This is a genomic window from Bacillus cereus group sp. MS39 (genome assembly GCF_040448665.1).
GTDB lineage: Bacteria > Bacillota > Bacilli > Bacillales > Bacillaceae_G > Bacillus_A > Bacillus_A wiedmannii.
In genome coordinates, this window is the sequence record NZ_CP123058.1 from 440,277 (window position 1) to 465,685 (window position 25,409).

Below are 25,409 nucleotides of genomic sequence, written 5' to 3' on the forward strand. Positions count from 1 at the left end.
GTAAATGAATAAATAAAATAAGCCAAGATATAAAATTCTTGGCTACACATAAATCTTGTTTTTAGGTTATTTTACAGTGACGGTAGCTTGCTGCTGAATACGCTCAAATAACCAGTGTATATCATTGTTATACATACGAATACAACCAAGTGTTGTCCATTTGCCGATTGCTTGATTATTGTTAGTACCATGGATCGCATAAGTTGTTCCGTAAGTTCCTGCCATGTTTAGTCCGAGCCAACGGTCACCAAGTGGATTACGTGGATCGCCGCCTTTAATTTTTCCTGTATAGTAAGGACGGTTTTTAATTTTATTAACGATTTGAAAAGTACCTTTAGGCGTAGGTGTGGCTGCTTTTCCAGTAGCGACAGTAAAACTCTTTATAAATTGTCCGTTTTGATAATAATCCATTTTATTTAACTGCGTATTCACGATAAGCTGATCGTTTGTTGTAGCTGCCTCAGCATTTGTGAATGGAATAGTTAAAAATCCTAATGATAATAGTGCGCTTAATAATAGTTTTTTCATTATATTCTCCTTTTTGCTATTGTAATAGTCTTACATACAATGAATTTGCAATCCTCGTAATACTTTATTTACATTTTCATCTAATGTTTCAAAGAAGGTAGTAATCTTTGGATTTTGTTTGTTGTTTTTATCAATAAGTAATCTTTCATTTAGTAAAAGTTCACCATGTAGTCCAAAACTTTGAACTTGAATATTTAGCTCATCTTCAGTTTCAGAAATAATTGGTAAGAAGTAGTGGAAAGCTTTCGTTGGAATGATGTAACTTTTACCAATCATGCTTTCTTGATTTGAATTAATCCATTTTTTCGTAACAATCTTAATGTTCTTTTTTGAAACGATAAAAGACAGTGTTGTAGATTTTGTTAAACTTACGTCAAATTCACTTGTTTCACATATGTGTAAATTAAAAACGGTTTCATTTTGATGAGATTCAACATTTGTATTAATAAAATCGTGCATTTTATAAGCTTCCATTTCTTATTCACCCTTTTTTCAATTTCGAAAAACTACTTATATTTATTCAATTTAATGCTTAGTCATATATTAGTTAAATTTTTCAACAAATTCCGATATAATCTTACAATACGTATATGAAGCTAATATGAAGTTAGTATGAGTTTGTGGTGGTTTTTTATTGAGAACAAAATAAGGTGATTTCTAAGTGTTAAAAACTGGATAAAAAATGCATATTAATAGCTCTATTCCGTACGATATATAATTGTTAGCACATCGAAAAGCGATAATGGATAGCAGCAAATAATGAACAGAAAACTTTAGTGTGAGCCTTACAAAAATGTAATAAAAATGTAAGCTATTGTGATAGTTATTTCGACAATTTTTTTATACAATAATAGTAAGAAGTTGTACGTGATTGAAAGGAGAGATGACATGGAATGGGTTCATGAATTATTTCAGCAGTACGGGTACTATGTTGTACTTGTTGGTCTGCTGTTAGAATATATTGCACTTCCGTTTCCGGGAGAGCCAACGTTAGCATATGCGGGATTTTTAGCACAGAAGGGCGATTTAAGTTTACCGATTTTAATTATCCTATCCTTTATTGGGACAAGTTTAGGAATGACAATTCAATACTTTTTAGGAAATAAATTAGGTATGCCCTTTATTCAAAAGTATGGGAAATACGTATTTTTAACACAAAGAAAAATTGACTTAACAAGAATGTGGTTTGATAAGTATGGATATTTCCTTATTTTTATCGGCTTCTTTATTCCTGGTGTACGTCATTTTACAGGATATTTTGCAGGAATTATTAACTTACCATTCCGTCGCTTTGCAATTACAATTTACTCAGGTGCTCTATTTTGGGTATCATTCTTTTTAATCGGTGGTTATTGGTTAGGTGGAAACTTACATGACATCTTTGGAGTGCTAGAAGGTCATATCGGTAAAATTATTTTTGGAGTGATTGTGATTGTGGCAGTTACGTTAGGCATTCGTTTCCGCAAACAGTTAAAACGAGTATTGTTACAAAACGCAAGTTAATATGAAATCCATTCTATGTCAAAATTTAGGAAGGCAGTGCAAACGCACTGCCTTTTTATTTTATATTCCAATCTATTGTAATGAGATTTTGTTAGTTCATCTGTTTAAAATTATATAGATTATATTGTCAATTATTAACGTCAAAATGACAATTATAATTGACAAAAATAAGGATATTATTTACAATTTTAATTAAATAAATGAAAAAGAGGGAAGACATGAAGCTTCAAAATCGAGTGAGGGAATTGCGAGCAAAGCATCGTTTATCACAAGGGGATTTAGGGAAAGCGATTGGATCATCACGGCAAACGATTAGTTTAATTGAGCGCGGGGATTATGCACCATCTATTGTATTGTCGCTAAAAATCGCACACATTTTCAACGTACCGGTGGAGGAAATATTTACGTTAATGGAGGGGGAAGAGGATGATGAAGAGTAAACGAAAAAAACAATTTGATTTTGTGGGGAAAATAGCATTAAGTATGATGGGTGGCTTTTTAACATCTTATATAGCTTTAAATTTACTCTCGGATGAACCGAGAAAATTATCATCTAATACATTTATAGGTGTATGTACTATTTTTGGAATCTTAATGATGTACTACACTTGGAAGAATACACGTATGTTAGCGGAGGCACGCGATGAAGAAGAGAGCGTACAAGGCAGAAAATTAGGCATTATAAGTATATATTTACGTGTAGGTGATATAGTTACGCAGGCATGGTTTGTATATGCAGTTATTACATGTAGACGTGCACTGTTGCAGGATACAAATGTTTCATTTGCAGTGTGGAATTTAGTAGCATCTATTGTCTGTTTGACTATTGTAGTGGTTATCGGGCTCATAATAAAAAATCGTTATAACAAGCTATATCCTGAACAAGGTGTAACATATATGGAATCTATGAAAATGTGGACGAAAAACGCAGATGAAGGATTAAAGCACATTGTGCATGAGGCTGGATATAAAGCATATGAATTTACGAATACAGTCTTGGCATATGTATGGTGGGCTGCCGTTATATATACAGCGGCTAGTGATATCGATTTTGTATTAATTGGCTTAATCTCATTTATTTGGATATTGCATCTCGGAAAATTTATGTATGAAATGCAGAGAAAAATGATTTATTAAGGGGAGAAAAAGGTGGATATTTTAAGAAGACCAGCTGGTTCACTAACAGTGGCGCTCATTCTGTCCATTTTATACGGAGTGATCCGAACTGGAAAATTAGAAACAATGTTGAATATATGGGCATTATTGGGGATTTTTCTGTTAGTGGTAATCATTCATGAGTTAGGACATGTCATATTCGGCATAATAGGTGGTTTGACATTTAAATTTATGACAGTAGGGCCTATTACTGTTCAAAAAGAGAAGGGGAAAGTACGTATTCGAGAAAATAAATTATGGGCGTACTTCGGAGGCGTGGCAATGTTAATACCGCCTTCTATAGTAACACCGAACCTTTCGAAAAAATGGGCATGGATGACTTTAGGTGGACCAATAACAAGTTTACTATTTGGTATTACTTTTGGTTACATATACATGGTGAGTTATTATCAATATCTGTTATATTTTTCTGTTTTCCATTTTGTAATTTTTGCGGTTACAATCGTACCGATAAAAGGAACGCTTATGAGCGATGGTATGCAATTTCTTATTTTAATTAAAGATGATGAAAAGGCGAAGCAGCATGTATATAACATTCAAGTATCGAGTGAGTTATTTAGTTATAAGAGGCCGAAAGATTGGGATAAGAGATTAGTAGAACTTACCGAAGACAAAATAAAAGAACATAAAAGTATAAGAGAGATCATGAGCGGACTTATGCTTGTCTTCCTTGCCCGGTCGGATCAAAAGGGAATGGAAAGAGCGATACCATATATAGAACAAGTTGCCCAGCTCCCTATAACGAAAGAAAATAAATATTTCGTCAGCAGTTTTCACAGTTGGTATCTTTTATATAAAGCTCTTTATCAGATGGATAGCCTTTCCCTGCATGAAGCGAAGGAACATGGGAAGGCCATTACAAAAGTGGACTTACATGGGTATTATCGCACACAAGGAATTGTTAAATATTTAGAGGGCGATATGGAAGCGTCCCACACTTATATGAGGAAAGCAGACAAAGAATTAAAGAGTGCCGAGAAGAGTGAAATAGGATATTTACAATTAGAGAGAGAATGGTTTGAGCAGTTGAAAGAGAGGGTATCTTACGATGGGTAAGGTATCCTCTTTTTTCTATGTCGTTTTATGCCGTTCCATAAAAAGTCTAGGGCGAGTAAAATAAGATAAGAAGGGCAAAGCTTGGAGGAATTCTAGATGGAAATTTTAACGATTATTTTAATAGTCTTGCTCATTTATGCTGTTTTTAAAGTAGCATATGTAGCATTAAAGATACTCGCGATCCTATTAGTTATCTTTTTAATCGTAGAGTTCGGCAGTAAATTGCTTGGGGGATAGGGTATGTTGTACGCTTTGAGTGTCGAATGATATTGGTAAATCGATATGTTGTGTCGAATCGTCGATATAATGAAAAAATCGTTGATATAAGTGGAGAAACGATCGATATATTTGAAAAATCGTTGATATATTCCGGTAAGTACCGGTTGGGGTATGTAGAAAAGAAGTTGCCGTGAAGGTAACTTCTTTTTATTGTGGTGATGGGATCTGCAAAACAACATAAAAAAAGCTGGAAGAATCCTTCCAGCTTACGAGTTACTTTCAATTTGGCGACCGTTTTCTTCTTCATTGTCTTGTAAAAGGTTGAATACGTCTGCTAGGCAGAATGCAATGAACCAAGTCCATAGACCGTGGAAGAAAGCTGAGCTTAATTGAAGTGGTAATGTATAGTTAGTCATTGAGTAGGAAATACATCCGCCAACGATTCCGATCATTGTTAATAACATTGTTTTTTGTGCATTTTCTTCTGGATTGAAGAGGAAGTAAATGTATCCACCTAAAATTGAAGCGCTTACAAGCGTTTCGATTCCATTAAAAATGATATTCTCTCCAAGCTGAGTGTTTGTCCAGAAGCAGATTGTTCCGCCGATAATAGCAAACAGGACAGCTATTGTATATCTTATATATTGATTCATATGTTCATCTCCTTATGTAATAAGATGATTTGGAAGTCAAAAAGGTAGGTATAGTATATTGAAGTGAATTTTAGTTGTACGTATCTTTTTATAAAAAGATCATGGAAGAATAACTAAGATGATCGGTTTTTTAAACCGTTACGTGTATGGTGTCTGAAATATACCTGACTGCTCGTTTCTTTTTGCTTGTAAAAATAAGAGAAACTTCCAAGTCTATATACTCTTTTTTTGTGAGTCTGCTTTCATTATAACACATTTAGGGTCACAATAATAGAATTATCTGATTTTGTAATAAGTGTAAAAAATAAAAAGCGCAAGGAAATACCACTAACAATGCAGTTTAGTGGAAGAAGGATTTTAATTTATTATGATGAAATATGTAATCAAGGTGAGATCTAAGAAGGAGGCTTAAATACTATAAAAAATGTTTTGTAGCATGAATGTAAGGGAGGAGAGCTAACTTGGAGATCACAACAGAAAGATTAATAATTAGACCTTTTAAGAGTACGGATTTACAGGATGTATTTGCTATTTATAATAATGATGATACATGTAAGTTCCTATTACATAATAAGTGGACTCATGAAGATATGCAGAAAAAGTTTAATAAGAAGCTAGCAAATAATGTACTTACTAAAGAATCAATATTAAGTTTGGCAGTTATATACAAGACTAAAGTAATTGGTGATTTATCCGTATGGTACACAAATATGAAAGACACTGTTGAGATTGGCTATAGTTTTTCAAATGAAGTAGCTGGGAGAGGTTTGGCAACAGAAGCAGTAAGTAGTTTGGTATTTAAATTATTTAATGAATTTCATGTACATCGTATACAAGCTAATCTTGATGCACGTAATACAGCTTCACAAAAATTGTGTGAACGAATAGGCATGAGAAAGGAAGCCCATTTCATACAAGATTTTTGGAATAAAAATGAATGGACAGATAGTATTGTATACGGAATGCTATCCACCGATTTGTAGTAATAAACTTCGTGATTTTATTATGCTAAAGGGTGCGTTAGTTGAATAACAAAGGGCATAACATATTATATATGACTAATATGTTATGCCCTTTCATGTATTAACCTTTTTTATATGCGTTTGAAACGGCCGACAATCTCAACTGTTTCAGTAATGTTCATGAATGCTTTGCTATCCACTTGACGGATAATACGTTTCATTTCGCCTAACTCATAGCGAGTCACGACAGTGTAAATCATTTTTTTCTTATGGTTTGTATAGCCGCCGACAGCATCTACCATTGTCACCCCGCGTATGCCGTGATGCAATAGTGCGCTTTTTATTTCCTCGCCTTTTTCTGTAACTGTCATTATCGTTAATTTAATATGTTTCGTATGCACAGCATCGATAACTTTGCTGACTACAAACCGGCTAATTAACGTATAAAGCGTAATATCCCATCCGAAAATAAATCCTGCTGCAACAAGTAAGATTAAGTTGAATCCAAAGATGATTGCTCCAATTGAAATATCTCGATGTTTTGCTACAATCAATCCAACAACATCAAAGCCACCTGTTGAAGAAGCAAATCGGAATATGATTCCGGAAGCTGCTCCGCAGATTACACCACCGAATACAGAAGACAGTAAAATATCGTCTGAAACTTGGTGTACAGGGATAATGTTCATCGCTAACGATGATACAGCTACAAAGTACGCTGTTAAAAAGGTTGTCTTCTTGCCTAAGTAAAAGTGACTTAAAATAAGAAGAGGAATGTTTAGTAAAAAGATAAGTGCACCGATATTGTAGTGCATTAAATAACCGATAATCATCCCTACACCAGCGAATCCACCGCTAATCATGTTATGCGGGATAAAGAACATATTCATAGAAATTGCATACAAAATAGAGGCTACGAAAATAACAACCAACTGTATGATAAATTCTAAGTGGAATGTTTTAGCTGCTGGGAAGGATAAAAAGGCGGTGTCGGGAACGTAATCGGCGTCTCCTAGTTGACCCATAGTATGTTTCATCTCCATATTCATTTTTGATTACAAGAAGAGAATAAAGGTTTTTTCAAAAACTGGCAATAGTTTTATTATAATGCGAAAATTTTATAAATTTCTAACAAATTAAACCTATACAAGGATACGTGTGAATATACTAAAGAAAGCGAATACATTGGTTTTCTAACATAGTTTTCTTGAGAAAATATGCAAAATACTTTTTTGACGATAAAAGGAAATAGAGAATGTTTGCCTAATGTGCTAAAATGACCTTATTAAGGATGTGAAGCGATGGAATTTTTATTGCAGGATGCAATTCTATATATATCGTTTGTAACGACAGCGCTTTGTTTATTAGAAGTTTTCTTCCTTGCTAACGTTTCTCGCTTTGTGCGTCAGCAAGCATCAAGTGGTAGACAAAGAGCCTTTAAACTAGTTAATACGTGTGAAGAGGGTACTGGTAATGTAACGCTTTTCTCTATTTTTTATAAATATGGAATGATTCGTTCTGTGCGCAGACAAGAATCCAGTGAAGAGAATGACGAGGTCGGTCCGTATACACCAATGTTTCGCTAAATAATTACGAAACATTGGAGGAATGAACATGTTAAAATCATACCGAGCTGTGCTCGTTAGTTTATCATTATTACTTGTTTTTGTTTTATCTGGTTGCAGTAATGCAGCCCCAATTGATGCACATAGTACGGGGATTTGGGATCATTATTTCGTATATCCAATCTCGTTTATGATTCAATTTGTTGCTCATCACATACCAGGAGCTAGCTTCGGGATTTCTATCATTATTATGACGCTCGTTATTCGTTCAGCAATGATCCCATTAGCTGTTTCGCAATATCGTAGTCAAGCGAAAATGAAGAAAATGCAACCTGAACTGCAGAAGCTGAAACAAAAATACGGTGATGTGGGTAAAGATCTTGAAAAACAAAAGCAGTATCAAAAGGAAATGTCGGAACTAATGAAATCAGGCGGTTGGAATCCACTAGCTGGTTGCTGGCCACTATTAATACAAATGCCGATTTTCTCTGCTTTGTATTATGCGATTAGCCGAACAGAAGAGATTCGCACATCGTCATTTTTATGGGTGAACTTAGGACATGCAGATCCTTATCATATATTACCGATTATCGCAGCGTTAACGACGTTTATTCAGATGAAAGTTTTCCAATCTAATATTACACCTGGAGAACAAGTACAGATGCTGAAAGTGCAGCAAATTATGATGCCAGCAATGATTCTATTTATGGGATTTGCGGCGCCATCAGGACTTGTGTTGTACTGGATAACGGGTAATTTATTTACAATGACACAAACAATTGTATTAAGAAGAATAATGGAACGTGAAGAATTACAATTACAAAAAGCTTAGAACAACGCCGCTCGGGATGAGCGGCGTTTTTTTGTTAAGTCGTTAAGGAAATGTTAAGAAACCAACATTACTATAGGAATTGTATACGAAAGTGTACATGCTTTAGAAATATGAAGGAGGAAATTTCCTATGAAGAAGAAAACAGTTGGGTATTTAGCGATTGCAGGTGCTTTATCATTCGGAATCATTGGAGGAGTCGGTATTCCGGCATTCGCGGCAACGAATACTCAAGCAGCTGAGCAGTCTACAAAAACGGCGAAGAAAGATTTAGATGACGCTACAAAACAAAAAGTAAAAACGATTATGGACGATACAAAGAAACAGTTGGGGGAGCTAGGTGTAAAGCTTCCAGAGAAAGAAAAACGTAAAGATATGTTCGCTAACTTAGACGAAGCAACAAAAGAAAAAGCGAAATCAATCTTAGAACAAGAGAAATCCGGTAAATTAACACGTGAACAAGCGCAAGAAGAATTAACGAAGTTAGGTGTGAAGTTCCCGGAAAAGGATAAGCATGGAGATATGTTCGCTAACTTAGACGAAGCAACAAAAGAAAAAGCGAAATCAATCTTAGAACAAGAAAAATCCGGCAAACTAACACGTGAACAAGCGCAAGAAGAATTAACAAAACTAGGCGTGAAGTTCCCGGAAAAGGGTAAACATGGAGATATGTTTGCTAACTTAGACGAAGCAACAAAAGAAAAAGCGAAATCAATCTTAGAACAAGAGAAATCCGGCAAACTAACACGTGAACAAGCAAAAGAAGAATTAACAAAGCTAGGTGTGAAATTCCCTGAGAAAGGTAAGCGTAAAGACATGCTTGCTGACTTAGATGAAGCAACAAAAGAAAAAGCAAAGTCTATTTTTGAACAAGAAAAATCCGGTAAATTAACTCATGAGCAAGCAAAAGAAGAACTAACAAAGCTAGGTGTGAAACTTCCAGAGAAAGAGAAGCATGAAGACATCTTTGCGGGATTAGATGAGGTAACGAAAGAAAAAGCGAAATCGATTTTAGAAAATGAGAAGAAACAATTAGAGGCGTTGAATGTGGATCTTCCACATCACAAACTTTTTATGAAAAAAGATGAGAAATAATTGAGTGAAGTCGTATCTTCCGTGTGGGCAACCGGAAGGTATGTATGTGAGGAGACTTTCTTTTAGAAAGTCTCCTCTTACTTATTGTCGTTTTTTGTTGGTAAATCGATATATTTTGAAAATCACTGATGTAATTTGAGTTACGGTCGATATATTTGAATAATCTCTGATATAATTTTTACCGCTACGCTGTTCCAAAGATACTGGGGAATTAGAGAAATATTATAGCTTCTGTTATAATATAAGAAGAGAAACATTTCTTATATTATATAAAAAAATATATTGATTTTTTCTAACAATTCAATATAATGAACAATAACTACAAAATTCGACATCAAGAAGTGATGATGAGGACATGATCAATTTTTTACGATTTTCAGAGAGGGAAGCCTTTGGCTGTGAGCTTCCTAATACGGAAAAATGGATTACCACCTCTGAACTGCAGCAGTGAACGGATACCTAGTAATTGCTTGCCGGCAAAAACCGTTATTTAGACTTGAGAAATTGGTGAAGTGTGTTACTTTACGAATTGAAACAAGGGTGGAACCACGAATACAACACTCGTCCCTTTTTTAGGGAGGAGTGTTTTTTTATTTCATTTTTGCATCACACTAGAATTGGAAGGAGGATACGCAGCATGCATCATGATGAGAAGAACAAAATTGGTTTAACAGTAGCACTTTCTATCGTAGTAGGAACGATTATTGGATCTGGTGTGTTTATGAAGCCAGGGAGCGTATTAGATTACTCGGGGAGTTCTAATATGGCTATTCTTGCTTGGGTAATTGGTGGTCTGTTGACGTTAGCAAGTGGTTTAACAGTAGCTGAAATTGGAGCGCAAATCCCGAAAAATGGTGGGTTGTATACGTATTTAGAGGAGATTTACGGAAGTTTTTGGGGATATTTATCAGGCTGGATGCAAACAATTGTTTATGGACCAGCTATTATTGGAACATTAGGCTTGTACTTTAGTTCTTTAATGATTAATTTTTTCTATTTAGATAAAGTATGGAATTTACCAATTGCTATTGGAACAGTTGTGTTCCTTGGCGTTGTAAATAGTATGGGAACAAAATATGGAGGTATCGTCCAAACGGTTACGACAATTGGGAAGATGATTCCGATCGTATTAATTGTTGTGTTAGGTTTTTGGAAAGGAAATAGCGATATCTTTAATGTAGTAGTGCCGATATCAGAAAATCAAAGTATCGGTATGGCAATTTTAGCAACGTTATTTGCTTATGACGGCTGGATTCTACTCGCTTCAATTGGCGGAGAAATGAAGAATCCAACAAAGTTATTACCGAAAGCGATGACAGTTGGGATTTTAATTGTAACGGCTGCTTACGTACTAATTAACTTGGCATTATTAAATGTGTTACCAGCAGCGAAAATTGTAGACCTTGGAGAGAATGCAACAGCGACAGCTGCGGGCATGTTACTTGGAGAATATGGCGGGAAAATCATTAGTATCGGTATTATCGTTTCTATTTTCGGTTGTTTAAATGGAAAAATTTTAACGTTCCCACGTATTCCGATGTCGATGGCAGAGCGTGGACACCTTCCGTTTTCTAAGTTTATCGCAAAGGAAAGTCCAAGATTTAAAACACCAGCAAATGCGATTACTGTTGAAATCATTTTAGGAATTATTTTAATGATTATTAGTGATCCGAATAAGCTATCTGAGATTTCCGTATTCATTATTTATATTTTCTATGTAATGACGTTTATTGGTGTCTTCATTTTAAGAAAACGTAACAAGAATAAAGAGCGTGCATACAGTGTACCGTTATTCCCGATTGTACCAATCGTTGCGATTTTAGGATCATTGTTTGTACTTGGAAGTGCGATTATTAATGATCCGGTAAGTTGTTTCTTATCAATTGGAATTGTATTTACTGGACTGCCGGTGTATTGGTATTTAAATAAAAAGAACAAAACTAGTGTTTAATAATTAGAAGGCAGGCGTATGATACGCCTGTTTTTTTATTGTAAAAAAATTGTACTTGTGTTCAATTTCTTTTTTGGTTACTATAGTCGTAGTAACCAAAAAAAGAAAGCGTGGGGAAAGACTTGAATTTTCGTGTGTATATTTTAGCTATCGCGGCTTTCGTAGTCGGAACGGTTGAGCTAATTATAGGAGGAACGCTCGATCTAGTTGCCAATGATTTAGGAGTATCTATTAGTGCAGCTGGTCAGCTTATAACAATATTTTCAGTAGTATTTGCTTTATCAGGTCCGGTTTTATTAGCGGTAACTGGAAAATTTGAAAGAAAAAGATTATACATTGGGGCATTATCAATTTTCTTAATCGGAAATATTATTTCAGCATTTAGTGTGAATTACGGGATGTTAATGTTCTCAAGGGTTGTTTGTGCAGCGAGTGGTTCGCTTATTATTGCACTGTCAGTAACACTTGCTTCTAGCGTTGTAGAACCGCATTTTCGTGCGCGTGCCATTGGAATCATTTTCATGGGGATTAGTGGATCACTTGTACTTGGAGTACCACTTGGACTTGTACTTGGAAATGCATATGGATGGCGTGCACCATTTGTATTAATTTCGGTATTAACAGTTATAGCAATTGCTTGTATTTCACTATTCTTAACGAAAGTACCACCGACATCAGTGTTATCAATAAGAGAACAAATTGCTACGTTAAAAGATAAGAAAATCGTAAGTGCACAGTTAACATCATTTTTATTTTTAACGGGTCATTTAACACTATATGCATATTTAACACCTTTCTTAAAAGATGTGATGCATGTTGAAGCGGATTGGATTAGTGTGTTTTACTTCATTTTCGGAATTGCAGCGGTACTTGGAGGCGGCCTTGGGGGCTTGCTTGCTGATAAATGGGGATCGAAGAAAAGTATTATTTCAATTATTATTGTATTTGCGTGTGCGATCTTCATATTGCCGATGATGACATTCTCATTCCCGTTGTTCATTATTATGATGGGACTTTGGAGTATGCTGAGCTGGGCTATTTCGCCAGCACAACAAAATTATTTAATTGAAATTGCACCAGAATCGGCTGGTATTCAGCAAAGTTTAAATAACTCTGCGCTTCACTTAGGAATTGCGCTCGGTTCAACAGTAGGCGGAGTTGTTATTGAAAAATCATCTGTTATATATAATGCTTGGGTAGGTGGCGGCTTTATTATATTAGCTCTGCTTTGTGCGATTTTCTCTATTACGAGAGGACGTTCTACTCAGTCCGTGAAAGAAGAATCTATCGTTTGATAGGTTCTTTTTTTAAAATTGTAAAATTTTGCAGGTTTTAGTGGGTATATGGAGAAAGTTGTATGTAGCGAGGTGATGGGAAAATGATGTTCAATTTCTCTATATTCGGTATGATACTTGCACTATTACCGATAGTTGTAGTTGTTTTTGTATTAAGATGGATTCGTTTCATCTATCAAAATTCAGAGAAACAAGTGGAGCAAAATGAGAAAATAATTAATTTGTTAATGGAGATAAAAGAAAAAGATAAGTAATATATATTCGTTTAAAATTTGTTTCTCGTAAGTTATGAAGGCACTTATAAAGTGCTTTTTTATTTTTTTGAAATTTAAAATATGTAACATTCATTTGTCAATAGCAGCATGAGAACAAACAATTGTAATGTTGCTTATTGCTTTGAAACTTTCTCAACAATTCGACAAGATAATACAAAAAAACCACCTATTCTCTTTTTTTCACTATAAGTACAATGAAACAGTAAGATTGCTTCATGTAGAAATTTATATATGGTGGTGGAGAGAATGAAACGAAAGATGGTAGGGAAATGGTTTAGTTTTTTTAGTGCTCTTATTATTTTATTAGGAATTGCAATGCCGCAAGTAAAGGCAGAAGTAATGAACAGAGAAACATATAAAATGGATTGGAGTTATAGTAATTCGAAACATCGTGAAATAAAAACAGAAATAATTAAAACGGCTTCGGGTAGTATTGCGTATTGTTTAACACCTGATTTGCGTTCTCCAAATGGAGATGATTTGCCTGAAATGGGGAAAACATCTGATGACGTATATCGTGTTTTATTAAATGGATATCCTCAAAAAAGCCCATCTGAATTAGGGGTAGCGACAGTAGAAGAAGCGCATTATGCTACACAATTAGCGGTATGGATTGCAGCAAATGAATTAACAGTAGAAGATTTAGTTGCAAAAAATGAACGAGTACATAATCTTATGAAGCGTTTAGTAGAGGCTTCAAAAAAAGAAACTGGATCACAAGATGTATTTTTTAAAGTTAATCCTGTAGATCCACAAACTGCTACACAAAAAGGTGATTATTTAGAAACAGGATTTTATGCAGTGCAAACAAATGCGGTTTCTGGCTCTTATACAATACTTCCTGAAGGTGCTCCTAAAGGGCTTCGAATTGTAAATGAAAATGGAGAAGAGAAAAGTATATTATCAATTAACGAAAAATTTAAAATTTTAATCCCGAAAAATACGAGTAGTGGTAATTTTAAAATGAAAGTAAAGTCTAATTTAACAAATTTACAAGCAATAGCTTTTAAAGGCTCGGAAAAAGTTCAAAATACAACAGTATTGTTACAAAGAAATAGTGAGAAAATCAGTACAGATTTAGTTGTAAATTGGGAATCAGTAGGCTCTTTAAAGATTATGAAATTAGGAGAAAAAAAGGAATTATTAAAAGGGGCGGTGTTTGAGGTTTCTAATGAAAACTTTAAACAAAATGTCACGACTAATGATAAGGGGATTGCGGAGTTAGGTAATCTTTCAATCGGTATATATAGCGTCAAAGAAATCCAAGCGCCAGCTGGATATGTGTTAGACGGAAGTGTTAAAAAAATTGAAGTGAAAACTGGTGAAACTGCTGTATTAGAGTTGAAAAATGAAAATATAAAAGGTGAACTAGAAATAACGAAAGTAGATGTAGCAGATGGGAATACGAAACTACCAAATGCAGAATTTACAATCTACAACGAACAAGGAAAAGAAGTAGTAAAAGGAAAAACAAATGAGCAAGGTATAGCGAAATTCAAATTACCATACGGAAAGTACAAGTATAAAGAAACAATAGCGCCGAATGGATATGTAATAAATGAAGAGACGTTCGCATTTGAAATAAAAGAGAACGGAGAAATTATTAAACATATCGTTCAAGATAAGAAGGTAGAAGGTGAGTTAGAAATAACGAAAGTAGATGTAGCAGATGGGAATACGAAACTGCCAAATGCAGAATTTACAATCTACAACGAACAAGGAAAAGAAGTAGTAAAAGGAAAAACAAATGAGCAAGGTATAGCGAAATTCAAATTACCATACGGAAAGTACAAGTATAAAGAAACAATAGCGCCAAATGGATATGTAATAAATGAAGAGACATTCGCATTTGAAATAAAAGAGGATGGAGAAATTATTAAACATATCGTTCAAGATAAGAAAATAGAAGGTGAGTTAGAAATAACGAAAGTAGATGTAGCAGATGGGAATACGAAACTGCCAAATGCAGAATTTACAATCTACAACGAACAAGGAAAAGAAGTAGTAAAAGGGAAAACGGATGAAAAAGGTATAGCGAAATTTAAACTACCATACGGAAAGTACAAGTATAAAGAAACAATAGCACCGAATGGATATGTAATAAATGAAGAGACATTTGCATTTGAAATAAAAGAGAATGGAGAAATTATTAAACATATTGTGAAAAATAAGAAAGAAGAAAAGGCATCGCTTCCTTCTAAGTCAAATAAGCCAATACCGAATGAAGAAGTGAAACCTTCGGCTGATGTGAAGCCAATGCAACAACCTAATACTCATAATGAAGTGCGTTTACCAGCTACTGGCGGCGTCGGCAATGAATTTACCGCTTTATTCGTTTTAGGAATTGGTTTTATTATTGCGGGTGCTTATGTGTTAAGGATGAAAAATAGAAAAGAAATGTAGAAAAAAACGCCTTGTAATAGAGGCGTTTTTTTAGTATCTCAACTTCATCAACAAACTCTTAATTTCCTCATCTTCCATAAAGAGATCATGGTGTTTCTGGGTAATCTTCGCAAGTGCAACGTCATGATAGAAAAATTCTGTAAAGAACTTCACGAAAGGTTGTGACATTGTTTTCATTGCTTGCCATGATTCTTGCTCTACACCAGCAAATAAAATTTCACGGTCGTCAACGATGAGTAGTAAGTAGCGCTCTAGCGCGTTAGGCTCTTCAGCTGGGATTAGAAAATGCATGTTTTCTAAGTTTGTTTCTACGTTTCCAACGATAAGGGACTCGGTTTTGACCCCTTGTTTTGCCTTTTCTTCTAATAACGGAAGATATTCTAAAAGAGTATCATTCCAAGCTGAAATGCGAATTGATTCTTTTGCACTTTCGATGAGTTCTTTACTTTGAACTCGAATAGAAGATTGCATTTTTAAGCTCCATACACGGTCATCTGTAAATGATTTTTTCGATATATTCGTTTCCAATTCTTTAATATTTGATTGGAATTCTGTCGTTAATTTTTCAATTGCTAGCTTGAGTGGTAATGCTGTATACATCTTTTTCTTCTCTGAAACGGAATCCATTACCATTCCTTTATCGATTAGGCGTGCAAGCACTTCATATATTTTTGCTTTTGGGACACCAGAATGCTTCACGATCGTTGTAGCATCTAATGGTTCGTTGCTTGATACGACAACTTCGTAAGCTTGGCTTTCATATTGTGAGAAACCGAATTTTTGTAACATAGTTCCCTCCGAACGAATGAGATTATATAGCTTAAGGATAATGAACTATTTGTTTTTACACAAGTGGTAGTAGGTTTTCTAATCAGATTGAAATGAGAATTAGTTTCAATTTTTTAATTTTATCCATTATACTTAATATAGTGATTAATACGATTACAATACAACATGAAGGGAATGCTTGGGGGAAGATGTTGAGAAGTTTACGTTTAAAAATTGCGGTAGTATTTTCGGTTCTTATTTCTATGATGTTTGTAATATTAGGTACAGCTATGTATCAATTACAGAAAGAGAAGGAAGTGCGCTCCTTAGACCAGTATTCTCAAAATACGATGGATCTTGTGACAGAGCAACTTACGACATTTGTTCAAAGAACGGATGAAGATATGGGGTATTATGCGAGCAGTGAGATGGTTCGTAATATACTTCAAGACGGAGTTACTCCAGAAGAGGAAGCATTTTTGACGAAAGAGTTTTCGGAGTATAAAAAGAATCATCCTGGCATTTTAGACTTATATATTGGTACGAAAGATAAAAAAACATTAAGTGCCAATCTTGCTGAAGGTGGACAAGTGCCAGAAGGATATGACCCAACGACAAGACCTTGGTATAAAGACTCAGAAGCTGATGTGAAAAAGGTTCACTGGGGGCAACCTATGTATGAAATTGCGACAGGTAAGCTAAGTGTGGGAGTTTCTAAAGCAATTACAGCTCAAGATGGATCTGTATTAGGTGTTGTAGCGATGGATGTATCACTTGGAACAATTCAGAAGTTACTTCATAATATTCAATACAATAATGGCGGAGAAATGTTTATTATAAATGATAAAAATATGGCTCTTGTTTACCCAGATAAAATCGGGAAAGATGTTTCGAAAGAACCACTTGTGAAGAGTTTAAATAAAGATGTAACAAAATATGCTGTCACTACATTAAAAGGTGAAGATGTAGTTGTTTATAGTCAGTCATTTGATTTGATGAAATGGAAAATAGGAATTTTTTATCCGAAAGAAACGATTGATGAGTTATTAAATAGTACGAGAAATACAGTCATTATAATGGCATGTATTAGCTTATTAGTTGGAATCGTAGCTTCATACTTGTTCTCAAGAAGATTAGCAAGACCACTGCAACTATTAACGAATCACGTTCAAAAAGTAGCAGAAGGTGATTTAACGTTACGAATGAAAGTGACAAGTAAGGACGAAGTTGGAGAACTGACGAACCATTTTAATCATATGGTTGAGCAAATGAATGAGATGGTAAGTAAAATTAAAAATAGTGTATCAACAGTGCAACAATCAACGAGCAATCTACATTATTTAACGAATGAAACTGTAGCAGCTAGTAGAGAAGTATCAGGTGCAATGGATGATGTGAGCGGAGGAGCGTCCACTCTTGCTAATAGTGTAGATGAAGTTTCAGAGCAGCTCGAGAATATGGCGCAGTCAGTGGAACAAATGAATAACTCTGTTGGTGAAATAAAAGGAGTGGCTGGCAAAGCTGAAGAGGCATCTAAGCAAGGATTAAATACGATGCGGAATTTAGTTCGTACAAGGGGCCAATCATCTTCGATTGTTGTTCATACAGAGGAAGCATCCGGAAAGTTAGAGCAAAGAGTTGGATCGATTCAAAATGTTGTAGAGCTTATAAAGGGTATTTCGGATCAAACGAATTTACTTGCTTTAAATGCTTCGATTGAAGCGGCGCGTGCAGGTGAACAAGGTAAAGGGTTTGCTGTTGTTGCTGAAGAAGTTCGAAAGTTAGCGGAACAATCGAAAGAGGCGACAGGAGAAATCGCAACAATGATTGGTGATGTACAAGTAGAGGTAAAACGAGTTGTAGAGGTTGTAAGTAAATTAAAAGATATTGCGGATGTGCAAAATAACGTTACGACAGAGGCAGAGGCGGAATTCCGTACAATTATGTCAGTTGTAAATACGATTAGTACTTCAGTGGAACAAATTGTCGAAGAGGTACATAACATCGGTTACGAGCAAGGAGAAATTACAACGGTAATGCATACAATTGCTAGTACAAGTCAAGAAAGCGCAGCTGTTTCGGAAGAAGTAAATGCTGCAACTGAATCTCAAGTGAGTCATCTAGAAAAGGTAGCTCATACGATGGAAAGTTTGACGGAGCATATGAGAGACTTAGAAAGATTGGTTGAGCAGTTTAAAATAGAGGAATAACAAATTAGTAAAATGATGAGTATTTCGGTAAAATAGACAATGGATATATAAGAAGCAATTATAGGAGGAAGACTACTATGGCAATTGTTGACGTATCGATTATTCCAGTAGGAACTGGTAATCCAAGTGTTAGTGAATATGTAGCAGAAGTACAAAAGGTGCTAGAGAAAAATGCAAATCGCGTGAAGTATCAATTAACACCAATGAATACAGTAATTGAAGGAGATCTTCCTGTCATTCTAGAAGTAATTCAACAAATGCATGAAGTTCCATATACGAAAGGTGCACAGCGCGTTGCAACAACAATTCGTATCGATGATCGTCGTGATAAAGTAAGCACAATGGAGAAAAAATTAAACTCTGTTCGATCAAAATTATAAGGAAAAGCAGCGATCTTCGCTGCTTTTTTCATATAGGAGGTAAATAAGATGAGTGAAAAGTTTAATGAACAATTTGACGGGTTGTTAGAGAAATACACGGAGTTATTACTTGGAGAGAGCAATGAAGAGAGAAAAGAGCAGGTGCAGAAGTGGGCATTATATTCTTACATAGCAAAGACGATGCCGGCTTTAGTGAAGCACTGGAATGAGACATATCCCGATGCAAAAGAAGAGATGGTACAGTTAATTACAGATATTAAAAGGCTGAATGAAGAGAAGAGAAATGAGCAATAAAAAAACTTGAGGTAAATATAATCTCAAGTTTTCTGTATTAATATCCTTATATAATTTACATGGAATATAAAGGATTTTATAGGCATGTCGAAAATATTCGACATGCCTATTTTGTGCTTAGTAAACTCCATTTTTCTAAATGTCGAAAAATATTTCAGGCATATTTATAAGCAAGAATATAGGGTTTTAAATATTTTTATAGTATTTTATAAATTATCTAAATAATTATTTGTATCCAATAATTTTAAACAGTGATATAATTTTGAAGAGGGGTAAAAAACAGATAAATCACAGTCATAGGGGTGAATTACATGGAACAATTAATGCGAAATTCGTTTCTTTTCTTATCTAAAAATAAAGCGCTAACAAAACTGGCTAAAAAGTATGGTTTGCGCTTTGGTGCAGGTCGCTTCGTCGCAGGGGAGACGATTGAATTAGCGACAGCTGCAATTAAAGCATTAAATAAGCAAGGTCTTTGTGTAACGATCGATTATTTAGGTGAATTCGTTGATAACGAAGCGGAAGCAAATGAAATGGCTAGCGAATCGATTGAAGCGATTCGTGCAATTGGAAGAGAAGGTCTTAATTCGCAGCTTTCTTTAAAGATGACTTCTATGGGATTAGATATCTCTGATGAAATCGTAATGAACAACATGCGCCGTATTTTAGAAGCTGGAAAAGAAAATGGTGTGTTTATTACAATTGATATGGAAGACTATACGCGCTGCGGGAAAACAATTGAGATCTTTAAACAATTAAAATCTGAATACGATAATATTGGTACAGTTATTCAAGCTTACTTATATCGTACAGAAAAAGATATGGAAGAATTAAATGCTTATAGTCCGAATTTACGTCTTGTAAAAGGAGCTTATAAAGAACCTGAAGAGGTAGCGTTCCCGGATAAGAAAGATGTAGATGATAACTATAAAAAAATTATAAAAATGCACTTATTAAATGGAAATTATACTGCAATTGCTTCACATGACGAAGCAATTATTGAATATACGAAAAAACTTGCCGAAGAACACAACATTCCAAGAGACCAATTTGAATTCCAGATGTTATATGGTATTCGTAATGAGCGTCAACTTGAGCTAGTAAAAGAAGGTTACAAAATGCGTGTTTATGTGCCTTATGGAAACGACTGGTATGGCTACTTCATGCGTCGTTTAGCAGAGCGTCCAGCAAACGTTGCGTTCGTGTTAAAAGGTATGGTTAAAAAATAACCAAGGAGAAAATACTCCTTGGTTATTTTAATTGCTGAAATGCGTAATGTGCCATTTTCTTCGTATCAGGATATAGCTGCGTGCGAGTAGAAGATAATACAACATTAATGACGCGTTTACCGTCTTTTTCATCCACTGTTACGACCGTATATTTTCCGAGTGCTGATAGACCGCTTTTACTTCCAATTGCATATGGATCGTCATATAGTTCTTCTCGTCCATAGTTTGCGATGTTTGGAGAGCGTTCTGAAGTATGTAGAGTTGTACGTGTTGAATTCATATATTCTAAAACAACTGGGTACTTTAATGCTTCTTTCGTAATCATAGCAATGTCATATGGCGATACTTTATTTCCAAGTGCATCAGCACCACTTGCGTTTTTGAAAGTCGCATGCTTTGTACCAAGTTCCTTCGCTCTTGCATTCATCATTTTTACAAATTCATTTTTTGATCCTGCGATATGTTCTGCGATGGATTCAGCTATTGGGTCTGCACTAATGATAAGCATAAGCTTTAATGCCTCATCACGTTTTAACTTTTCCCCGGCACGAAGTTTAATTTTCTTACTTTGACTTTCTGTTTTAATTGCGTTCTCTGTAACTGTAATTTCTTCATTTTCTTTTACATTCTCTAGTAAGAGTAAGGTAGTCATCATTTTCCCTATACTAGCCGGATAAGAGCGTTCGTCTTCCCGCTTCCCATACAAAATTTCACCTGTTTCTGCATCGATTGTAATGCCATATTGCCCAGTAATGTTAGGTTGATCCGCTCTTACAGCTTGTTGCCTTTGCGCATAAGAGAAGAAAATCATCCCTGTAAATAGTGTAGCAATCATTACAATTATAACTATTGTTCGTTTCATTATAATTCCCTCATTTGTTACAAATAAATTGGGCAGAAAAAGCAGCCATTACCCATTATGCCACGTTTTCTGCCCAAAAATATACCGTTATTTTTCGCCCATATTATGCTTCTTATATTGTTGGTTATTACCTTGACGTCCTTTTTCCACACCGTGATTATGAGGACCTGCATTTCCAGTTACGCTTGCTGCGCTAATTCCAGCCTTTGAAGGGTTCTTCTTAAGTTTTGCCATATATATTCCTCCAGTTTCGTCAGATTATAAAAAGGAAAAGTGCATTTTAATGAAGAAAATACACATGTATAGCATAGCCAAATGAAAGAAATATATTTATTTCAGAAAATTTTATCAATAAATATATTGCGAAAATTCAAACTGTATCATATATTTATTAGTAGAGGCTCACTCATTGATTGCGACTTATGTCGAAAAATTGAATGAGCATTCATTCAAGAATAGGGGGAGAAATGGATGTTCCAAATTAAAAAGGCTGCTGTTCTAGGTTCAGGCGTAATGGGTTCAGGGATTGCGGCACACTTAGCTAATATTGGTATTCCGACATTATTGCTTGATATTGTACCACCTGCGCTAACAAAAGAAGAGGAAGCGAAGGGACTTACATTAGAACATAAAAGTGTGAGAAATCGTTTTAGTAATACGGCTGTGCAAAAACTATTAAAGCAAAAACCAGCTCCTCTGACAGTGAAAGGAAATCTAGCACTGATTGAAGCAGGTAACTTAGAAGATGATCTTGAGCGTCTAGCTGATGTAGATTGGATTATTGAAGTAGTAGTTGAAAACTTAGATATTAAAAAGAAACTATTTGAAAAAGTAGATGCTGTTCGTAAAAAGGGTTCTATTGTAAGCTCGAATACGTCAGGCATTTCAGTTGAAAAAATGGCAGAAGGTCGTTCAGACGACTTCCAGAAGCACTTCTTAGGCACACACTTTTTTAACCCACCACGATATTTAAAACTTCTAGAGGTAATACCGACGAAAGAAACAGATCCACAAGTATTAAGCTTCATGAAACTATTTGGCGAAGACGTTCTTGGAAAAGGCGTTGTTATCGCAAAAGACACACCAAACTTTATTGGAAACCGCATCGGTACGTACGGTTTATTAGTAACTCTTCAAGAGATGATAAAACGCGGCTATAGCATTGGGGAAGTTGATTCTGTAACAGGCCCACTTATTGGTCGTCCGAAGAGCGCAACGTTCCGTACATTAGATGTTGTTGGTTTAGATACATTCGTACACGTTGCAAATAACGTATATGAAAACGTACAAGAAGAAGAGCGTGATGTATTTAAAGTACCAGCTTTCATGCATGACATGCTTGATAAAAAATGGCTTGGAAGCAAAACAGGTCAAGGCTTCTTCTTAAAACAAGGAAAAGAAATTTTAGAACTAAATCCTGAAACGATGGAATACGAAGCTCGCAAAAAATTAAAAGCTGCATCTATCGAGTTAAGTAAACAAGAAAAAGGTTTATCGAATAAATTGAAAGCGCTTGTATACGCGAAAGACCGCGCAGGAGAGTTGTTATGGAACATCATCACACCAACTCTTTTATACTCTGCAAAACTTCATAAAGAAATTGCTGACGATATCGTTGCAATTGACCAAGCGATGAAGTGGGGCTTCGGCTGGGAGCAAGGACCATTTGAAGTTTGGGATGCAATCGGCGTTGAAAAGTCCGTTCAAAAGATGGAAGAAAACGGCGTAGTTGTTCCGACTTGGGTGAAAGAAATGTTAGAGAAAGGTTTCACTACTTTCTACAAACATGATAACGGAGATAGCTACTATTACGATAATGGCGAATATAAGCTAATCGAACGTAATAAAAAGGCAATTTCTCTTAAACAATTAAAAGCGAAAAATGGCGTATTAAAGAAAAATAGCGGAGCGAGCTTAATCGATTTAGGCGACGGTATCCTTTGCTTAGAATTCCATTCGAAGAGCAATGCAATCGGTATGGATATTACGCAAATGATTAACTACGCTGTTGATGAAGTAGAAAAGAATTATAAAGGTCTTGTTATCGGTAACCAATCGAAGAACTTCTGCGTTGGTGCGAACCTAGCAATGATCTTAATGGAAGCGCAAGATGACAACTACTTTGAAATTGAGTTAGTTGTTAAAAACTTCCAAGATGCAATGACGAAAATTAAATACTCTTCTAAGCCAGTTGTAGCAGCACCATATGGTATGACGCTTGGTGGAGGTACAGAAGTTTGCTTACCAGCAGCGAGCATTCAAGCTTCTAGCGAAACGTATATGGGCTTAGTAGAAGTTGGTGTTGGCTTAATCCCTGGCGGAGGCGGTAATAAAGAGCTATACATTAAACACTTAAATAAAATGCCAAACGGTGTAGAGTTTGATCTGCAAAAAGTTGCGAATAAAGTATTCGAATCTGTAGCGATGGCGAAAGTTTCTACATCAGCACAAGAAGCTGTATCGAACAACTTCTTAGGCGATAAAGACGGTATTAGTGTGAATGGTGATCACTTACTATATGATGCGAAACAAAAAGCACTTTCTTTATATGAAGCTGGCTATAAAGCACCGATCCGTAAAAAGATACCAGTTGTTGGTGAAACAGGATATGCAACTCTTGTACTTGGTGCAGAAGCAATGCATTTATCAGGTTACATTTCTGAACATGATCTTCACATTGCGAAGAAACTTGCATATGTCATCGCGGGCGGAAAAGTGCCGTACGGAACAGAAGTTGATGAGCAGTATTTACTAGATGTAGAACGTGAAGCATTTATTAGCTTAGTAAGTGAGATGAAATCACAAGCAAGAATGCAGCACATGCTTGTAAAAGGAAAGCCATTACGTAACTAATAACGAGGGGAGATATCGTTCATGAGAGAAGCTGTCATTGTTGCGGGAGCAAGAACACCAATTGGAAAAGCAAAGAGGGGTTCATTAAAAACAGTTCGTCCTGACGATCTAGGGGCGTTAGTAGTAAAGGAAACATTAAAGCGTGCGAATTATGAAGGACCAATCGATGATTTAATTTTCGGTTGTGCGATGCCAGAAGCAGAGCAAGGGTTAAATATGGCTCGTAATATCGGCGGACTAGCAGGACTTTCTTACGATGTTCCAGCTATTACAATTAACCGTTACTGTTCTTCAGGGTTACAAAGTATTGCTTACGGAGCGGAGCGCATTATGCTTGGTCACTCGGAAGCTGTATTATCAGGCGGAGCGGAATCAATGAGTTTAGTTCCGATGATGGGACACGTTGTTCGTCCAAATAGTCGCCTTGTTGAAGCAGCTCCAGAATATTATATGGGTATGGGACATACAGCAGAGCAAGTTGCTGTGAAATATGGAATTTCTCGTGAAGAACAAGATGCATTTGCAGTAAGAAGTCATCAACGTGCTGCGAAAGCATTAGCTGCAGGGAACTTTGCTGATGAAACAGTATCTGTAGATGTAACGTTACGTACTGTTGGATCAAACAATAAACTGCAAGAAGAAACAATCATTTTCGCGCAAGACGAAGGTGTAAGAGCGGAAACGTCGCTAGACATTTTAGGTAAATTACGTCCAGCATTTAACGTTCGCGGTTCTGTAACAGCTGGTAACTCTTCACAAATGAGTGACGGTGCAGCATCTGTACTATTAATGGATCGTGAAAAAGCAGTGAGTGATGGCATGAAACCACTTGCGAAATTCCGTTCATTTGCAGTAGCTGGCGTACCACCAGAAGTAATGGGAATCGGTCCAATCGCTGCAATTCCAAAGGCGTTAAAATTAGCTGGTTTAGAGCTATCTGATATCGGCCTATTCGAACTAAATGAAGCATTCGCTTCTCAATCAATCCAGGTTATTCGTGAGCTTGGTTTAGATGAAGAAAAAGTAAACGTAAACGGCGGTGCAATAGCACTTGGACATCCACTTGGCTGTACAGGAGCAAAACTAACACTATCTCTTATTCACGAAATGAAACGCCGCAACCAACAATTCGGTATCGTAACAATGTGTATCGGCGGCGGAATGGGAGCAGCAGGAGTGTTTGAATTACTATAAAAAAGTGTAAGCGGCTCGTTCAGAATGAGAGGGGGATGGAGCTTCAGACGTAGAGGCGCTCTTTGCCTCGCAGGAAGCAGCGAAGCCACCGAACATTCTAGCCGCTGGA

26 protein-coding genes and 1 other annotated feature are annotated in these 25,409 nt (G+C 35.8%); of the genes, 19 read left to right on the forward strand and 7 right to left on the reverse strand.

Annotation, left to right across the window (positions count from 1 at the left end; genetic code table 11):
- Nucleotides 1–66 precede the first annotated feature (66 nt).
- Together QEP67_RS02090 and QEP67_RS02095 are read right to left on the reverse strand one after the other, a co-directional pair.
- Complete coding sequence (locus QEP67_RS02090; RefSeq protein WP_000735054.1) at nucleotides 67–528, reverse strand: L,D-transpeptidase; 462 nt, start codon at nucleotides 526–528, stop codon at nucleotides 67–69.
- 30 nt (nucleotides 529–558) lie between these two features.
- Nucleotides 559–1,002: a DUF3978 family protein gene (locus tag QEP67_RS02095; RefSeq protein ID WP_000388758.1), complete on the reverse strand. Its 444-nt coding sequence runs from the start codon at nucleotides 1,000–1,002 to the stop codon at nucleotides 559–561.
- 414 nt (nucleotides 1,003–1,416) lie between these two features.
- Between QEP67_RS02095 and QEP67_RS02100 the strand changes: the two genes are divergently transcribed.
- From QEP67_RS02100 to QEP67_RS02120, 5 genes are all read left to right on the forward strand, one after another.
- Nucleotides 1,417–2,031: a DedA family protein gene (locus QEP67_RS02100; RefSeq protein WP_000455359.1), complete on the forward strand. Its 615-nt coding sequence runs from the start codon at nucleotides 1,417–1,419 to the stop codon at nucleotides 2,029–2,031.
- Nucleotides 2,032–2,249: 218 nt separating this feature from the next.
- Nucleotides 2,250–2,471 carry a helix-turn-helix transcriptional regulator gene (locus QEP67_RS02105; protein ID WP_000776155.1) on the forward strand — a complete coding sequence of 74 codons (222 nt, stop codon included), beginning with the start codon at nucleotides 2,250–2,252 and terminating at the stop codon, nucleotides 2,469–2,471.
- Nucleotides 2,461–3,168 (forward strand): DUF3169 family protein, encoded by a 708-nt coding sequence (locus tag QEP67_RS02110; protein WP_033658962.1) that lies wholly within the window; start codon nucleotides 2,461–2,463, stop codon nucleotides 3,166–3,168. The genes QEP67_RS02105 and QEP67_RS02110 overlap by 11 nt, the downstream gene beginning before the upstream one ends.
- Nucleotides 3,169–3,180: 12 nt before the next feature.
- A complete protein-coding gene (locus tag QEP67_RS02115) occupies nucleotides 3,181–4,263 on the forward strand; it encodes a site-2 protease family protein (protein WP_000353763.1) in 1,083 nt (360 codons plus the stop codon).
- 96 nt (nucleotides 4,264–4,359) lie between these two features.
- Nucleotides 4,360–4,500, forward strand: a complete 141-nt coding sequence (locus QEP67_RS02120; RefSeq protein WP_000404783.1) for a DUF3985 family protein — start codon at nucleotides 4,360–4,362, stop codon at nucleotides 4,498–4,500.
- Between the two features lie 248 nt (nucleotides 4,501–4,748).
- Here QEP67_RS02120 and QEP67_RS02125 read toward each other — a convergent pair whose 3' ends face one another.
- Complete coding sequence (locus QEP67_RS02125; RefSeq protein WP_001077775.1) at nucleotides 4,749–5,135, reverse strand: DUF3938 domain-containing protein; 387 nt, start codon at nucleotides 5,133–5,135, stop codon at nucleotides 4,749–4,751.
- Nucleotides 5,136–5,596: 461 nt separating this feature from the next.
- On the opposite strand from QEP67_RS02125, the gene QEP67_RS02130 reads away from it, so the two are divergent.
- On the forward strand, nucleotides 5,597–6,118 hold the full coding sequence (locus QEP67_RS02130; RefSeq protein WP_000406907.1) for a GNAT family protein: 522 nt from the start codon (nucleotides 5,597–5,599) through the stop codon (nucleotides 6,116–6,118).
- A 110-nt stretch (nucleotides 6,119–6,228) separates the two neighbouring features.
- Here QEP67_RS02130 and QEP67_RS02135 read toward each other — a convergent pair whose 3' ends face one another.
- Nucleotides 6,229–7,122, reverse strand: a complete 894-nt coding sequence (locus QEP67_RS02135) for a YitT family protein (RefSeq protein WP_048566633.1) — start codon at nucleotides 7,120–7,122, stop codon at nucleotides 6,229–6,231.
- Between the two features lie 276 nt (nucleotides 7,123–7,398).
- Here QEP67_RS02135 and QEP67_RS02140 point away from each other — a divergent pair, with 276 nt between their 5' ends.
- The 7 genes from QEP67_RS02140 to QEP67_RS02170 all read left to right on the forward strand — a co-directional run bounded on the left by QEP67_RS02140 (nucleotide 7,399) and on the right by QEP67_RS02170 (nucleotide 15,510).
- Complete coding sequence (locus tag QEP67_RS02140; RefSeq protein WP_000394932.1) at nucleotides 7,399–7,683, forward strand: hypothetical protein; 285 nt, start codon at nucleotides 7,399–7,401, stop codon at nucleotides 7,681–7,683.
- A gap of 28 nt (nucleotides 7,684–7,711) precedes the next feature.
- Entirely contained in the window at nucleotides 7,712–8,494 is a 783-nt protein-coding gene (gene yidC / locus QEP67_RS02145) for a membrane protein insertase YidC (RefSeq protein ID WP_000920539.1), read from the forward strand.
- A 129-nt stretch (nucleotides 8,495–8,623) separates the two neighbouring features.
- The gene (locus QEP67_RS02150) at nucleotides 8,624–9,586 is read left to right on the forward strand and encodes a hypothetical protein (protein WP_151035622.1); all 963 of its coding nucleotides are present in this window, start codon (nucleotides 8,624–8,626) and stop codon (nucleotides 9,584–9,586) included.
- Nucleotides 9,587–9,921: 335 nt separating this feature from the next.
- Nucleotides 9,922–10,158 (forward strand) — a binding site (T-box leader).
- 65 nt (nucleotides 10,159–10,223) lie between these two features.
- Nucleotides 10,224–11,537: an amino acid permease gene (locus QEP67_RS02155; protein ID WP_048566631.1), complete on the forward strand. Its 1,314-nt coding sequence runs from the start codon at nucleotides 10,224–10,226 to the stop codon at nucleotides 11,535–11,537.
- A 110-nt stretch (nucleotides 11,538–11,647) separates the two neighbouring features.
- Nucleotides 11,648–12,832 carry an MFS transporter gene (locus QEP67_RS02160; RefSeq protein ID WP_074651764.1) on the forward strand — a complete coding sequence of 395 codons (1,185 nt, stop codon included), beginning with the start codon at nucleotides 11,648–11,650 and terminating at the stop codon, nucleotides 12,830–12,832.
- An 83-nt stretch (nucleotides 12,833–12,915) separates the two neighbouring features.
- A complete protein-coding gene (locus QEP67_RS02165; RefSeq protein ID WP_000971477.1) occupies nucleotides 12,916–13,086 on the forward strand; it encodes a hypothetical protein in 171 nt (56 codons plus the stop codon).
- Nucleotides 13,087–13,353: 267 nt separating this feature from the next.
- Nucleotides 13,354–15,510: a SpaA isopeptide-forming pilin-related protein gene (locus QEP67_RS02170; protein WP_353706512.1), complete on the forward strand. Its 2,157-nt coding sequence runs from the start codon at nucleotides 13,354–13,356 to the stop codon at nucleotides 15,508–15,510.
- 30 nt (nucleotides 15,511–15,540) lie between these two features.
- Here the strand turns inward: QEP67_RS02170 and QEP67_RS02175 are convergent, their stop codons facing one another.
- Nucleotides 15,541–16,299, reverse strand: coding sequence for a TrmB family transcriptional regulator (locus QEP67_RS02175; RefSeq protein ID WP_061673413.1), 759 nt, complete (start codon nucleotides 16,297–16,299; stop codon nucleotides 15,541–15,543).
- A gap of 188 nt (nucleotides 16,300–16,487) precedes the next feature.
- Between QEP67_RS02175 and QEP67_RS02180 the strand changes: the two genes are divergently transcribed.
- From QEP67_RS02180 to QEP67_RS02195, 4 genes are all read left to right on the forward strand, one after another.
- Nucleotides 16,488–18,488 (forward strand): methyl-accepting chemotaxis protein, encoded by a 2,001-nt coding sequence (locus tag QEP67_RS02180; protein ID WP_048566627.1) that lies wholly within the window; start codon nucleotides 16,488–16,490, stop codon nucleotides 18,486–18,488.
- A 77-nt stretch (nucleotides 18,489–18,565) separates the two neighbouring features.
- Nucleotides 18,566–18,868 carry an MTH1187 family thiamine-binding protein gene (locus QEP67_RS02185; RefSeq protein ID WP_001018865.1) on the forward strand — a complete coding sequence of 101 codons (303 nt, stop codon included), beginning with the start codon at nucleotides 18,566–18,568 and terminating at the stop codon, nucleotides 18,866–18,868.
- Nucleotides 18,869–18,916: 48 nt separating this feature from the next.
- Nucleotides 18,917–19,162, forward strand: coding sequence for a YusU family protein (locus QEP67_RS02190; RefSeq protein ID WP_001290594.1), 246 nt, complete (start codon nucleotides 18,917–18,919; stop codon nucleotides 19,160–19,162).
- A 311-nt stretch (nucleotides 19,163–19,473) separates the two neighbouring features.
- The gene (locus QEP67_RS02195) at nucleotides 19,474–20,391 is read left to right on the forward strand and encodes a proline dehydrogenase (RefSeq protein WP_000436767.1); all 918 of its coding nucleotides are present in this window, start codon (nucleotides 19,474–19,476) and stop codon (nucleotides 20,389–20,391) included.
- A gap of 22 nt (nucleotides 20,392–20,413) precedes the next feature.
- Here QEP67_RS02195 and QEP67_RS02200 read toward each other — a convergent pair whose 3' ends face one another.
- Nucleotides 20,414–21,253 carry a serine hydrolase gene (locus QEP67_RS02200; RefSeq protein WP_353706513.1) on the reverse strand — a complete coding sequence of 280 codons (840 nt, stop codon included), beginning with the start codon at nucleotides 21,251–21,253 and terminating at the stop codon, nucleotides 20,414–20,416.
- Nucleotides 21,254–21,340: 87 nt separating this feature from the next.
- The gene (locus QEP67_RS02205) at nucleotides 21,341–21,487 is read right to left on the reverse strand and encodes a YuzL family protein (RefSeq protein ID WP_001096344.1); all 147 of its coding nucleotides are present in this window, start codon (nucleotides 21,485–21,487) and stop codon (nucleotides 21,341–21,343) included.
- A 237-nt stretch (nucleotides 21,488–21,724) separates the two neighbouring features.
- On the opposite strand from QEP67_RS02205, the gene QEP67_RS02210 reads away from it, so the two are divergent.
- Together QEP67_RS02210 and QEP67_RS02215 are read left to right on the forward strand one after the other, a co-directional pair.
- Entirely contained in the window at nucleotides 21,725–24,106 is a 2,382-nt protein-coding gene (locus tag QEP67_RS02210; RefSeq protein ID WP_000486361.1) for a 3-hydroxyacyl-CoA dehydrogenase/enoyl-CoA hydratase family protein, read from the forward strand.
- A gap of 21 nt (nucleotides 24,107–24,127) precedes the next feature.
- On the forward strand, nucleotides 24,128–25,300 hold the full coding sequence (locus QEP67_RS02215; protein ID WP_001206340.1) for an acetyl-CoA C-acetyltransferase: 1,173 nt from the start codon (nucleotides 24,128–24,130) through the stop codon (nucleotides 25,298–25,300).
- Nucleotides 25,301–25,409 lie beyond the last annotated feature (109 nt).

Excerpts from the sequence above, each read along its gene's own strand:
- QEP67_RS02090 (WP_000735054.1), bottom strand. The coding sequence starts at position 528 with ATGAAAAAACTATTATTAAGCGCACTATTATCATTAGGATTTTTAACT.
- QEP67_RS02095 (WP_000388758.1), bottom strand. The coding sequence starts at position 1,002 with ATGGAAGCTTATAAAATGCACGATTTTATTAATACAAATGTTGAATCT.
- QEP67_RS02100 (WP_000455359.1), top strand. The coding sequence starts at position 1,417 with ATGGAATGGGTTCATGAATTATTTCAGCAGTACGGGTACTATGTTGTA.
- QEP67_RS02105 (WP_000776155.1), top strand. The coding sequence starts at position 2,250 with ATGAAGCTTCAAAATCGAGTGAGGGAATTGCGAGCAAAGCATCGTTTA.
- QEP67_RS02110 (WP_033658962.1), top strand. The coding sequence starts at position 2,461 with ATGAAGAGTAAACGAAAAAAACAATTTGATTTTGTGGGGAAAATAGCA.
- QEP67_RS02120 (WP_000404783.1), top strand. The coding sequence starts at position 4,360 with ATGGAAATTTTAACGATTATTTTAATAGTCTTGCTCATTTATGCTGTT.
- QEP67_RS02125 (WP_001077775.1), bottom strand. The coding sequence starts at position 5,135 with ATGAATCAATATATAAGATATACAATAGCTGTCCTGTTTGCTATTATC.
- QEP67_RS02135 (WP_048566633.1), bottom strand. The coding sequence starts at position 7,122 with ATGGGTCAACTAGGAGACGCCGATTACGTTCCCGACACCGCCTTTTTA.
- QEP67_RS02140 (WP_000394932.1), top strand. The coding sequence starts at position 7,399 with ATGGAATTTTTATTGCAGGATGCAATTCTATATATATCGTTTGTAACG.
- yidC (WP_000920539.1), top strand. The coding sequence starts at position 7,712 with ATGTTAAAATCATACCGAGCTGTGCTCGTTAGTTTATCATTATTACTT.
- QEP67_RS02150 (WP_151035622.1), top strand. The coding sequence starts at position 8,624 with ATGAAGAAGAAAACAGTTGGGTATTTAGCGATTGCAGGTGCTTTATCA.
- QEP67_RS02155 (WP_048566631.1), top strand. The coding sequence starts at position 10,224 with ATGCATCATGATGAGAAGAACAAAATTGGTTTAACAGTAGCACTTTCT.
- QEP67_RS02165 (WP_000971477.1), top strand. The coding sequence starts at position 12,916 with ATGATGTTCAATTTCTCTATATTCGGTATGATACTTGCACTATTACCG.
- QEP67_RS02170 (WP_353706512.1), top strand. The coding sequence starts at position 13,354 with ATGAAACGAAAGATGGTAGGGAAATGGTTTAGTTTTTTTAGTGCTCTT.
- QEP67_RS02175 (WP_061673413.1), bottom strand. The coding sequence starts at position 16,299 with ATGTTACAAAAATTCGGTTTCTCACAATATGAAAGCCAAGCTTACGAA.
- QEP67_RS02180 (WP_048566627.1), top strand. The coding sequence starts at position 16,488 with ATGTTGAGAAGTTTACGTTTAAAAATTGCGGTAGTATTTTCGGTTCTT.
- QEP67_RS02185 (WP_001018865.1), top strand. The coding sequence starts at position 18,566 with ATGGCAATTGTTGACGTATCGATTATTCCAGTAGGAACTGGTAATCCA.
- QEP67_RS02190 (WP_001290594.1), top strand. The coding sequence starts at position 18,917 with ATGAGTGAAAAGTTTAATGAACAATTTGACGGGTTGTTAGAGAAATAC.
- QEP67_RS02195 (WP_000436767.1), top strand. The coding sequence starts at position 19,474 with ATGGAACAATTAATGCGAAATTCGTTTCTTTTCTTATCTAAAAATAAA.
- QEP67_RS02200 (WP_353706513.1), bottom strand. The coding sequence starts at position 21,253 with ATGAAACGAACAATAGTTATAATTGTAATGATTGCTACACTATTTACA.
- QEP67_RS02205 (WP_001096344.1), bottom strand. The coding sequence starts at position 21,487 with ATGGCAAAACTTAAGAAGAACCCTTCAAAGGCTGGAATTAGCGCAGCA.
- QEP67_RS02210 (WP_000486361.1), top strand. The coding sequence starts at position 21,725 with ATGTTCCAAATTAAAAAGGCTGCTGTTCTAGGTTCAGGCGTAATGGGT.
- QEP67_RS02215 (WP_001206340.1), top strand. The coding sequence starts at position 24,128 with ATGAGAGAAGCTGTCATTGTTGCGGGAGCAAGAACACCAATTGGAAAA.